Source organism: Pedobacter ginsengisoli (assembly GCF_030244015.1).
Taxonomy (GTDB): Bacteria; Bacteroidota; Bacteroidia; order Sphingobacteriales; family Sphingobacteriaceae; genus Pedobacter; species Pedobacter ginsengisoli.
This window is the reverse complement of record NZ_JASSYX010000004.1, coordinates 404,079-416,413: the sequence shown is the minus strand read 5'-3', so window position 1 is coordinate 416,413 and position 12,335 is coordinate 404,079. Positions and strand designations below refer to the sequence as shown.

Here is a 12,335-nt window from a genome sequence, read left to right as displayed (position 1 = left end):
TTTACTTCAATACGATCAAATCTTCATCTATGCCCAGGTACCAGGCCAGTTCCCTGAAGGAAACACATTGATGCTTTTCTTTTTTGAGCACAAAACGGATGTTTTGCATCAGGTATTGTGCTTTTCTGATCGAGATCCCCAAAAAGTCCATGAGGTCTTTGGTGCAGGTACATACTCTTTTATTCATGTTTGCGTTTTTTAGACCGCAACAGATCGGATGGCGCGCAGCACAGCGGTCAACTAACCGCTATGGAAACCTAACTCTGCAGTTTGGTTTATAAAATTGTTGATAAACCTAATTTATTAAAACAGCGAAACATATCAATGCATAAAACGCCGGATTGTGCAAAAAACGACACGATGTTGAAAAAACGCAGATCCGGCAAGGGCAGGTTTGACAGGCAACTAGTTTTGATCCCAATAATCAGAAACAAATCATCAAAATGACAAATGGACATGAACAGGAAGATAAGGAGGGGCCAGCTACGGCTAATAACAAATACCTGTCAAGTAGGTGTTGCCTAGGTCTCAGGTAGGTGTCTGTAAGGTCTGTATACCTATAAGAGACCTGTCTGATAGCTATAGCGGTGCAACCGGTAACTAATAAAAATTAATAACAACCTAAAGAATAAAAGAATGGCAAGAATAAACAAAGGAATTTTTGGCCCGGTTTCCGGGAGACTTGGGCCAGTTGTAGGATCTACATGGAAAGGCATTCCATATTTGAGGGAAGTGTCGCGGAAACGTAAGAAGAAAAGGCCCCGCACTCCCGGGCAGCTGGCGAACGAGGCCAAATTTAAATACGTGAACGACTGGCTGGTTCCTTTCCATCCGTTCCTTTCCATTGGTTTTCAAAATCTGGCGGTTCAAAAGACGGCGATTGCCGCGGCATTGTCGGCCAATTATAGGACTGCATTTATAGGAACTTTTCCTGATATAGATATTGTCTATGAAAACCTGATCATCAGTGCTGGGCCGCTGACGCCACTTGGAAATCCACATGCGGCGTTTTCTTCAGCGGATACCGTGGAGCTGACCTGGACACAAAATTATCATCCGGGAGTGGTGTACAACGACCAGGTCATGCTGGTGCTCTATTCAGAACAACTTAAGTATGCCGATGGCTTTGTCGGGGGCGTAAACCGTGCGGCACAACAGTATAGTTTTAAGATCAATGCCAAACTGCCTGGGCAGGTGCTGCACGCCTATATCAGTGTCACCTCCCTGGACAGGAAACAAATTGCAAACAGTATTTACCTGGGAAAAATAAACCCGTTATGAGAACACATACCACTTTAACCCTGAGGACATTGATCCTGAATGACATGAATCCTGTCAAACACACCATGACTAAAAATGAGATCAGCATCTGGATGGAAACACTGCCGGTGATCTGCAAAGAAATGTTTGACCACATTGGTTTTTTTGTAAACAGTATTTTCCAGAAAGGCCTGGTCAAAAAACAGATTGAACAGATCCGTAAGGAGTGTATTCATTTACTTGATGCGGCCGATGTCTATAACGACCTGGCTGCTGATATGACCGGACTGCGTGATGCGGTGGTCAAATGCCTGGAGGATGTATTTGAGCAGGTGCATTTTTGGTGTACCAGGTATAAAGTTGATGATGTCAACATGCCACTGAGGCATTTGAGAAAGGAGCAGGTCAATGTGGATCTGCAGGCAAAGTCGCTGAGTTCGGTCATGAAAGCGAAAGGGCTGGACAGCAAGCTGCAGACTGTGATCCTGGAGTGTATGTCAGGCCTGCTGAAGGCAAAGCGCTGCAACTATACCAGGATGGCTTATGTGAGGGGCTTGCAGACTTTGTTGTTGAAGGTCTGCACCGATGCTTCAAAGGACTGCGTAAACAGGGATGTCATTTCCCGTTTGTTTGACTGGGATTACAATACTGCCGGGTTTGCAAATTATTATCAGGCAAGGATCACTGCCGAACTTGCGGAAATTTATGAGGTAGATGCACAGTTCCGGTTGCTTTATGAATACGAACGGCGATTTGAAATGCTGTCTTTTAAGAAATCTACACGTTGTTATGACCTGGAAAGGGTGCGGATCAGGCAGGTCATGTATACTTTTATCCGCGCAGAACTCAATTGTTTGGAGAAAAAGGAGCAATTGAAACGACCAGCGGCACCGGCTGCTCCTCCGGTACAGTATGGTGCTTCATCAACAGGAAAAACCGGTACTTTGGCCTACAAGGTCCGGACTAAATTGAGTGTAGACTGCCTCGCTTATTTGTTCAGGCTGATGGTGGAAGCCGATCTGATCGAGGCAGGTGTAAAAACTGAACTGATGCGTTTCATCGCCGCAAACTTTGAAACCCCGGGAATGAACGCCGGCGGTCTTTCGGCTGCCAGCATCGGGACCAAATATAAACAGGTGGTGCAAAGTACGGCGACTAAAGTGCGGGCAGCATTGAAAAGAATGCTTAAACAACTGGATGGGGATTTTGGGTTTGGGTAATTCTATTTGTTGTAATGCTGTTTGAATCATAAATGAGAGCGATATCTACGCTGATTTAATTACGCTCCTATTATTTGCATAAGCGAAGACTTATCTAAACCGGTACCCTAGAAATTTCTGGCGGAAAAGCATTTGAAAATGAGGGTTAGGTTGGATGGAAGCAAAAGCTGGAATCCGGGTGTAAAAATAGCACACTCGTGGCTGCTGCTGATCCTTATTTTTTCTGTTTTTATAAGCAGATTTTTAAGTGAAAACATGTGCTAAGATCATCTAAGCCTGATGTTTATAGTTTTTTCAAAAAAAATCCTGGAGTACAGAATGGCTGTACTCCAGGATTCTAAATTGGTGTCAAAATAAATGTTATGAAACGAAATTGTGTCCTCCTCGGATTTTTGCTGCTTTCTAATTTTGCTTTTGGACAAACAAATTCTTTTCCTTCAACCGGAAGTGCAACCATTTATGGGAATGTCAATCTTGTAAATAGAGGCAATGGATTTTATATAGATCATACTGCTTTGTCTGAAACTCTGTCGGGAGCATCCACAATCTTGGGGAATAACATTAAAACCGGAACAACAAACAATACGGTCAAAAGATTTTTGAGCGCTACCGATCCCGGGGCTTTTGTCGGTTTAAATTGGTCTACTGGGATCACTTTTCATACGGGAATTAACAGCGCACTCAATACAGAGATCAGTGCGTGGGATAATGAGGTCATGCGCCTGACTCATGCAGGGAATGTAGGAATTGGTAATAATGCTCCAGCTGCAAAGTTAGAAATAACAGGCGGGCCGGTTTGGACTACTAATGGATGGTTGAAATCGGTCAAACTGCAAAGTGGGGCAGCAATGCAGCTTTCAGCTGCTAATGCAAAATTTGGTTTTGGCGCTACTGATAATGACGGCTTGTTTTTCTTCACCACTCCTGCGGACGATGTAAGCCGGTCTGCCAGTTATATCATGTCTATGCGAGCTAATGGTAACGTCGGCATAGGAGTTCTAAATGCCACTGAGAAACTTTCAGTAAAAGGCAAAATCCGGGCTCAGGAAGTTAAAATAGAAATGAATGGTTGGCCAGATTTTGTATTTGGAAAGGACTATTTATTGCCGACACTTCAGGAAACAGAAAAGCACATTAAAGAGAAAGGGCGCTTGCCGGGTATTCCTTCTGCTGCGGAAGTGGAGAAGAACGGGATTGAGCTTGGGGATATGAACAAGAAACTGCTGCAGAAGATCGAGGAGCTGACGCTGTATTTGATTGAGATGAAGAAAGAGAATAATCTTAAAACCTCAATACTTCAAACGGAAATAAATGATTTAAAATTAAAACTCAAATGATATGAAACGTTACCTGGTTACTTGTTTAGTTCTTTTTTATGCCTGTAGTAGCATTGCGCAGACGAATACTTTTCCAACTACAGGAAAAGTTGGGGTTGGAACCACCAGCCCAGCATCATTGCTGCATTTAAACGGAACATCTACTACAAATGCATCTGGAGATGTGATTCTGATATTACAGGCTGCTCATTCATCATCGACTATAGGAAGTGGAGGAATCGTCAAATTTACCAATAATGTAGCATCAGCGAATGTGGCTTCTATCAGGACTTACACGGAGGGTGCTTCTAATGTTTCTCTCAGATTTCAGACCGGATATGGAACGGGGGCGTTAACTGATCGAATGACTATCAGTAATTCTGGCAATGTGGGAATTGGTACAACTACACCTGCTGAGAAGCTTTCTGTTAAAGGGAAAATTCGGGCGCAGGAAGTAAAAGTAGAAATGGCTAATTGGGCGGATTTTGTATTTGCTAAAGACTTTAAGCTGCCAACCCTAAAGGAAACAGAAAAGCATATCCAAGAGAAAGGGCACTTGCCGGGTATTCCTTCTGCTGCCGAAGTGGAGAAGAATGGGATTGAGCTTGGGGATATGAACAAGAAACTGCTACAGAAGATCGAGGAGCTGACGCTGTATTTGATAGAGCAGGAGAAAAAAATCCAAACACTAAATAATCAGGTTGAAAACCTTCAGGAAAACCAAAAACGTTAATCCGGTTAACATGAATATAAAATTCTATCTCTCGTTCATTCTTATTGTTTTAGGGGTGAACCTGCAAAGCCAGGGGCAGGCTTCCTATAACAAAAGGGCTGGCGGTCCCGTTGGTGAAGGCCCAAAAATTGGAACTATAAGCAGGAGTTACAGTATCGATAATGTCGATCGAAGCACGGGAACTGTAAACATCAACATTCCATTATATGAGATCAAAGCTCATGATATCTCTATTCCAATCTCCATAAGCTATAGTACACTGGGGCTTAAAGTTGGACAGGAAGCTGGTGCACCTGGAATGGGCTGGGAGCTCAATACGGGGGGGAAGATGAATAAGCAAGTAAATGGTTTAGAAGATAATACAAGTACACCATCTTTAAATTCTACCAATCTAATGACTCTGGATCCGGATAACAATGGAACTCACAGGAGCTTGATGGCTTCGGCTATGGACGGACAAGCAGACTACGCTTATGATGTCTTTAGTTATTCGGTGCCGAGCGGTAGTGGCAAGTTTACTGAACAGGGACAAACGTTTCCTTATGATCCGACTTTCAAATATGAGAATAATTTCGGTACAAAGATCACGACCGGAAATGGACTTGTTCATCATTTTACCAGCGCCGACAAATTGATCGTAAGTAAACGCAAATTTTATAAGCTAAAAAACAGTAGTACTGGAGATTTAACGGAAATTCCGGGTGGTACCTGGGATTTGGAGAAGAAATCTTATTTCGCAGATTATAATTTGGATATGATCACATCACCTAGAACTAAAGACACTGTGAAGTATGTTTATGATATTTTTACAGCTTCATACTATAATATAGGAATTCCAGGAAAAACCAGAATTACTACCACGGAAACATTACCCTGTAACAGGGATTTAATGTACAATTCATTTGGTCAATGGGTAGATGTAAACGGGCAGAATTATTTTATTGGCGAGCCAACTATTTCACAAACTAAGGTAGAAGTTAATACACATGCAAGAATAAAGGAAATTATATATGCAACGGGTAAAGTTGAATTTAAATATAATTCCACAACTATCCTGAGCCGTGATGTCTTAACCGAAGTGAATATTTATCGGAAGGTGGATGGTGTTTACACACGTTTTAAGTATTACCAATTTAATTATGACGCTGATATGCAGTATGGACATTATCTGGATCATATTGATGTTTTTAATGCTGGAGGGTTAAATGCAGGAAAATACAAGTTCAAATATTTTGGTGAAAATGAAGCTCCGGGGGCTTTGGGTAAATTACCGGTGGTCCCTACTAGTGATAGCAAGGCAAAAGACAGATGGGGCTTCTACAATGGCCATACTGAAAATAAGACTTTAATTGAGCATCCCGATAGTTTAATCAATTTACGTGACATTCCGCATCTTATGATTAGCCGCAAACCTTACGGAGGTTCTACCCCATTAAGTTTTGAAGCCAATCGAATGGAAACCAAACAGTTTTACGATTCGCTGGCTAACCCAATGATGTCTGTAAATGTTTCATGGGCAAACCGGAGTACAGACTCAGTCAAAATGATGCTCGGGACATTATCCAGGATCAGCACTCCAAGCGGTGAAACCGCGGAATTCGAATATGAATTACATCGGTACCGGATTATGGGAACAAGAGCATCTGACCATGTGAATTACTTCAAAACCTACAGGGGGGGAGGCATTCGTATAAAATCTATTCTTCGTCGTGATGGAGAGGCTTTTCAAGGTCAGATGTTCTCGAAAAAAGTATTTACCTACGGTTCTGCTACGGTTTCTAATCCTCATACCAATACCGAATCCGGCTGGGGCATTGTGAATATACCGGGTGTGATTTTGAGTTCGAACACTAGGTATATTATGGATAACCATCCTGAAACATATAAAGAGGATTTGCAAATGCTATCACACCCTTTGAATGATTTGGTCATTCACAATGGAAGCTACGCCTATTATCCTTCTGTGTCTGAGAGTACTTACGATGGGCCTTTTTTGAAAAATCAAACTGTTTATTATTTCATGTTTGGTACGGCTGCTGGTCCCTGGAATTATCCAACTCCAAGTAGTCTAGAGACATTGGGCTTTCCAGAGCATTATATTAACATGGGTGTTAAAAAGGATGAAGGGTTAGGTAAAGCAGCAATGGTGGTAGAATACAATAACTCAAGGATCAATGGCGCAAGAGCCAGATCTACCATCTATCATTATTCGAATTTCAATGCACCGCCAACTGTACCTAAAGCGTATTCTCGTTTTACAGGATTAACCGGGACACGTGTAGGAAACTATACATCGTCATTTGGTGCTTGTAATATCGTAGAAGATCCTGATTATCCGGGACAGTTTAAATTTGCATGTCTGCAGATGGGTACCATACAAAACATGGACCCGATCGGGTATAAGGAGATGTCTCCGGAGTCACCATATAATTACTACCCGGGAAAATATTATTTAGAAGTGGTAGATCTTACCACATTATCGGATGTGTATAAGCTCACAAGAACTACTACCTCAACATGGAATACGATATACGTAGATTCTATAACAAATCTTACTCAAACGGCCTATGAAAATATAAATCATATGCAACCCACACTGATCACAAACTATAGCTCTCAGGGTGATACTACTGCTACAAGAATAAAGTACGCCTATGATTACCTGAATAGTTCCGTGACTGGGGCGACTCTGCTTAGAGGCGCAAATATCCAGACAGAACCACTGGAACAGCTATCTATGGTAAAGAAGAATGGTGTTTTCCAAATTTTGGGCGGTGTGATGAATACATTCAAAAGTGAAAACAATCTGATCGTAAACAATAGTATCTATGGATTTAATACTGGCGGAAAGCTTGTCCCGGTGAATGACAATACAGAAGTCGATCCCCGATACAAATTGGAAAGTACTTATGATGTATACGACACAATGGGTAATCCTATATTATATTCAAATCTTAGCGGTCCAAAGACTGCATTGGTCTGGGGATATGGCCGTCAGTATCCCATAGCTGAGATTGTTAATGTAGCCAATACAAATGATTTTGCTTTTACCAATTTCGAGGAAAATGATAAAAGTTATTGGGTGTATTCGGGGAGTCCGGTTGCTGACGGGACTTCTCCGTCCGGAGATCATGTTTATCAGCTGGCAAATGGATCAATTAGCAAACAGAATTATGTAGTGGGTAAGAAATATGTATTGGCTTACTGGTACAAAAGGGGGGCTGTCATCAACATAACCGGCGGAACGGTAGGGCCTGAAATTATAAAGAACACCAAGGCTGACTGGGTTTTCGCGGAGCGAACCATTACCGTCTCGTCTTCTCCGACAATTTCCGGTACAGGTACCATTGATGAACTGCGTTTTTATCCCGCTGACGCGATGATGCGCAATTTTAATTACGTCCCTGGTCTGGGCATAACGAGTATGCTCGATGCGAAAGGTCAGTCGGCTTCTTATGAATACGATAATGAGCAGCGTGTGAAGGCCATAAAGGACCAAAATGGAAATATTGTCAAGGCGTACGACTATAATATTGGTATACGGTACAGACAATAAGAATAATACTAACTGATTTCAAATAAATATCAGATGAAAAAGCTTTTAATAATCCTTTTGGTGCTTGTGATTGGTTATCCGAAGATGGCTGAGGCACAAAAAGATGTGTTGTTGTATACTTATAACAATCAAAAGGAAACTGTCGCTACAAGCAGCATCACCCTAAAAAATGGTTTTACGGTGCTGCCGGGAACTACCTTTAGTGCTTATATCAGTAACCCAGCGGGAGCGGCTCAAAATGACTACTACGCGAATAAGAATATCAATTATGTGGTCACTCATCTTGTAAAACAGCCTGGGATCGTAAATCCTTCTGACACCACCAACTTAAATGTGCATGTGAATACAACGATTGATTATATAGATGGTGAGGGCAGAACCGCTTCTTCTATAGCGATAAGAGCCAGTCCTGCATTGAAGAGTATTATTCAGTACCGTGAGTATGACAATTTGGGAAGGGAGAAATTTAAATATTTGCCGTATGCAGGGTCCGCCCAATTCGGCACCTATTTGCCTAATTATTATACAGTACTTGATTATTACAATACTTCTCCGGATGTTACGCATACTGTCTATCCTTATTCGGAAACTAAGTTTGAGGAAAGCCCGCTAAACAGAGTAATAGAGCAGGGTGCTCCAGGAGCAGCTTGGCAGCTTGGCTATACGTGGGCGCCAGACAAGGGGCATGTGACAAGATGGACCTATGACACTCAGCATGCGCCGGAAGCATTGTACAAGGTTGTGATTAATAACACCACTGGTGTACGTACTTTGTTCCGGGGTGACTCTAACACTGCAGTGTACGCTCAGAATGCGCTAATGAGAACAGTAATTTTGGATGAAAATAACCCGTTAGCTGAACTTGCCGGTTCGGTACTGGAGTGTAAGGACCGTAATGATCGTTTGATCCTAAAGCGGCAATATAACAAGAATGGAGCGACAACGGAGGTGCTGGCAACTTATTACGTTTATGACGATTTTGGCAATCTGTGTTTTGTGTTGCCTCCGGCTGCACACCCGGACGCAAATGCGCCTATCACTCAGATCACTCTCGATAATTTGTGTTATCAGTATAAGTATGACGGAAGGCAAAGAATGACCGGAAAAAAACTTCCTGGAAAAGGTTGGGAATATATGGTTTATAACAAAATGGACCAGTTGATCTTAACCCAGGATGCTGTTCAGAGAAGCAAGAACCCTCAGGAATGGACAGCGACAAAATATGACGCCATTGGAAGAGGGGTGTTAACTGGCATTTATACCTATGGAACTACGCCAGGCGCGGATAATCAGGTGGTTGTTCAAGGGCTGGCTGATGGGGTGTCAGCGCAGTGGGAGAGCAGGATAACTACGGGTAATGGTTATAGCGGCAGTGCTTTTCCTATTACACTTTCGACAACGCTTTCGGTAAATTATTTTGATGACTATGATATTCCAGGGCTTCCGGCAGATGCGGCTTATAACCAGGGCGCAAGCTATACAAAGATGACGAGAGGCTTGGCAACGGCGAGTAAGGTAAATGTAATTGGAACAGCAAATTATCTGTGGAATGTAAGTTATTATGATGATGAGGGCCGGAATGTTAGAGGAGTGTCTCAGCACTATAAAGGAGGGCTACTGGCTAATAATAATTATGATGAAGTGAGCAACACATACAATTTTGCCGGAGAATTGACAGCCAGTGTCAGGAAGCATTATGTGGGTGGTGCGGAAAGCCTGTATGTAAAGAATGAATATAAGTATGATCCTCAGGGCAGAAAGACAGATACCTACCAGACAACTGGCAGTACAAGCGCGACGGTGGCTAATGCTCCTGTGCTCCTTTCCAGGAATGAATATAATGAGATCGGGCAGTTAAAGAGAAAAAGGCTGCATAGTGCAGACGGCGGCGCCAGCTTTAAGCAGGATGTCACTTATGCTTATAATGAACGTGGCTGGTTAACTTCTCAAAGTGCCCCTTTGTTTAGCGAGACACTTAAGTACAACGAAGCCGTTAGCGGTGTGACACCTCAGTACAACGGAAATATCAGCAGACAGGAATGGACCGGCAGCAAATATTACAATTACACATATGACAATCTGAACCGGCTTACCTCTGCGATTGCCAGTACAGGGAATAATGAAGCTATTGGTTATGATCTGATGGGCAATATTACCCGTTTGCAGCGAAAACTGAACAGTTCATTGATTGATCAGATGAAGTATACCTATGTGGATGGGAACAAACTTAGCTCTGTATTGGATACAAATGCAAATGTTGCTGATAGCAGGTTCCAGCTTGCAGGTACGACTGGTTATGTTTACGACATAAATGGAAATATGACTTCGAGAAATAATACGGTAAATACAGGAAACAATTTGACTGGTATAACCTATAATTTTCTAAATCTTCCGAAGACAATGACTTTTACAGCAAATTCAGTCAATTACACAATTACTTATACCTATACTGCTACAGGTAATAAACTGAGGAAAGTTGTTGGTTCAAGTATCAATAATGATTATATTGGTGGTATTCATTATGAAGGTGGTGTCTTTGCTTTTGCTCAGACAGAAGTCGGCAGGGTGGTTAAGAATGGTTCAGGAACAGATCCTGTTTATTCTTATGAATACACGCTTGCTGATCACCTTGGTAATGGAAGAGTGTACTTTGATATTTATAGCGGAGCAGCGAGAAAGATTCAGGAAACTGACTATTATGCTTTTGGCTTAGGGGTTAATGTCGGATCGGTTGTAGGTACTGAAAACAAATACCAGTATAATGGTAAAGAGAAGCAGGACCAGGAGAAGATGTTCGATTACGGTGCAAGGTTCTATGACCCGGTGATTGGAAGGTGGAATGTGATTGATCCGCTTGCGGAGAAAGGTAGAAGATGGTCACCTTATGTATATGGCTTCAATAATCCAATAAGATTTACAGATCCTGATGGAATGTGGCCAGACCCAGGGGATGTAGGGATATTTCTAGGCGGTGTGGCACAGAGCATACAACGCGGTTTAGATGGATTCAGCCAACTTATGCGTGAAGATCCTTCTGAAACAGTAGCCAATTTGGCTACTGGATTGAAAGACGGAAGTATAAAAGATGGGTTGATAAAGTCAGCGGTTAATACTGTAGTGGGGTTTGCTACGGGAAGTAAAACTGACAAACTCCAAATAGCTGGAAATGTAACTGGCGACATAGCGCAATTGGCTTTGGCCGCTGGCGATATTGGAAAAGCTGGTGAGGTTACGCAAATGGCTAGAGTTGGTGATGAAGCTGTACAACTAGCAAAAGCAGTAGATAATGTAAATGATGTTAAAATAACCAAAGCTTATAGCCGACCTAATAATGCAACAACTGCTGAACAAAGAGCATCTGTACAAAATAAACCTTGTGTGACTTGCGGTATAAAAGATGGAAGAAGAATAGCTGATCATAAGGTTCCTCTATCGATGGAATTTTATCGGACTGGGAAAATTGATTTAGAAAGAATGAGATCTGTTAATTCAGTACAGCCGCAGTGTGCAACATGCTCTGCAAGGCAAGGAGCAGAAATGAGTAAGTATTCCAAACAACAAAAAGTAGCACATGGACTTTAATAAAGAACAATTATTAATATGTCAAAGATTTAATTCTCCCTTTGTCGAGGCAGGAAGACATCTAAAAGTAGGGATATCAAAAAATGTGCTAGAGGGTGCATGGCCCTTGAACGGAATGCGTCACCCGTTAGAAGGAGACACCACTGGATGGTATATTTGGTCTGGAGAAGATTTTTCTCAAGCTCCGGATTTTTTTGTTCCGATGCATGTTGAGCATTTAGAACAAATATGCCCCTCTGTCTTGAAATATTTAGGCTTAGCTCCTGGTTGGCGATTTTTAATAGCGGAGGATTATGAAGATGTTTGGGAGGATCTTACTCTTTTAGATATTTAATAGACATTTAAAGTGCCGTAAATAGACATATGAAATCATTCTATTTTGACAATAACATTAAAATAATGATACCTAATGGCTGGGAAGAAGAAAAAGGAGATAGTTTAGTGTCATTATATGATCCTGTTGAAGGCGTATGAGCTGCACTTATAATAGATTCTTATATCGAGATCATGGGTGGGACGGTTGTTTCCGGAGGGTTCGGGTCTAGTTTAGATCTTTTTGAGATTTATAATAGTACACCAAAACATATAGTGCTTAAAAAACCAACAGGACTAGATCCATTATTTTTTTCAAAATATGATATTAAGGATGGAAGTATTATGATAAATAG

General features: G+C 41.8%; 8 protein-coding genes. 7 read left to right on the top strand and 1 reads right to left on the bottom strand.

The features are described 5' to 3' along the window. Nucleotide 1: 1 nt before the first annotated feature. Nucleotides 2–187, bottom strand: a complete 186-nt coding sequence (locus tag QEP08_RS19070) for a hypothetical protein (protein ID WP_285060271.1) — start codon at nucleotides 185–187, stop codon at nucleotides 2–4. A 449-nt stretch (nucleotides 188–636) separates the two neighbouring features. Between QEP08_RS19070 and QEP08_RS19065 the strand changes: the two genes are divergently transcribed. From QEP08_RS19065 to QEP08_RS19035, 7 genes are all read left to right on the top strand, one after another. Continuing rightward, entirely contained in the window at nucleotides 637–1,281 is a 645-nt protein-coding gene (locus QEP08_RS19065) for a DUF6266 family protein (protein ID WP_285060270.1), read from the top strand. After that, complete coding sequence (locus tag QEP08_RS19060; protein WP_285060269.1) at nucleotides 1,278–2,480, top strand: hypothetical protein; 1,203 nt, start codon at nucleotides 1,278–1,280, stop codon at nucleotides 2,478–2,480. The genes QEP08_RS19065 and QEP08_RS19060 overlap by 4 nt, the downstream gene beginning before the upstream one ends. Before the next feature lie 362 nt (nucleotides 2,481–2,842). Beyond that, nucleotides 2,843–3,817 (top strand): hypothetical protein, encoded by a 975-nt coding sequence (locus QEP08_RS19055; RefSeq protein ID WP_285060268.1) that lies wholly within the window; start codon nucleotides 2,843–2,845, stop codon nucleotides 3,815–3,817. Between the two features lies 1 nt (nucleotide 3,818). Next, the gene (locus tag QEP08_RS19050) at nucleotides 3,819–4,529 is read left to right on the top strand and encodes a hypothetical protein (protein WP_285060267.1); all 711 of its coding nucleotides are present in this window, start codon (nucleotides 3,819–3,821) and stop codon (nucleotides 4,527–4,529) included. 10 nt (nucleotides 4,530–4,539) lie between these two features. Further along, nucleotides 4,540–8,085 (top strand): hypothetical protein, encoded by a 3,546-nt coding sequence (locus QEP08_RS19045; protein WP_285060266.1) that lies wholly within the window; start codon nucleotides 4,540–4,542, stop codon nucleotides 8,083–8,085. Between the two features lie 33 nt (nucleotides 8,086–8,118). Next, the gene (locus QEP08_RS19040) at nucleotides 8,119–11,667 is read left to right on the top strand and encodes a DUF6443 domain-containing protein (RefSeq protein WP_285060265.1); all 3,549 of its coding nucleotides are present in this window, start codon (nucleotides 8,119–8,121) and stop codon (nucleotides 11,665–11,667) included. Then, entirely contained in the window at nucleotides 11,657–12,001 is a 345-nt protein-coding gene (locus tag QEP08_RS19035) for an immunity protein Imm33 domain-containing protein (protein WP_285060263.1), read from the top strand. The genes QEP08_RS19040 and QEP08_RS19035 overlap by 11 nt, the downstream gene beginning before the upstream one ends. The last annotated feature ends 334 nt before the right edge of the window (nucleotides 12,002–12,335 follow it).

Coding starts and splice junctions, on each gene's coding strand:
- QEP08_RS19040 (WP_285060265.1), top strand. CDS start 8,119: ATGAAAAAGCTTTTAATAATCCTTTTGGTGCTTGTGATTGGTTATCCG.
- QEP08_RS19060 (WP_285060269.1), top strand. CDS start 1,278: ATGAGAACACATACCACTTTAACCCTGAGGACATTGATCCTGAATGAC.
- QEP08_RS19035 (WP_285060263.1), top strand. CDS start 11,657: ATGGACTTTAATAAAGAACAATTATTAATATGTCAAAGATTTAATTCT.
- QEP08_RS19065 (WP_285060270.1), top strand. CDS start 637: ATGGCAAGAATAAACAAAGGAATTTTTGGCCCGGTTTCCGGGAGACTT.
- QEP08_RS19045 (WP_285060266.1), top strand. CDS start 4,540: ATGAATATAAAATTCTATCTCTCGTTCATTCTTATTGTTTTAGGGGTG.
- QEP08_RS19050 (WP_285060267.1), top strand. CDS start 3,819: ATGAAACGTTACCTGGTTACTTGTTTAGTTCTTTTTTATGCCTGTAGT.
- QEP08_RS19070 (WP_285060271.1), bottom strand. CDS start 187: ATGAATAAAAGAGTATGTACCTGCACCAAAGACCTCATGGACTTTTTG.
- QEP08_RS19055 (WP_285060268.1), top strand. CDS start 2,843: ATGAAACGAAATTGTGTCCTCCTCGGATTTTTGCTGCTTTCTAATTTT.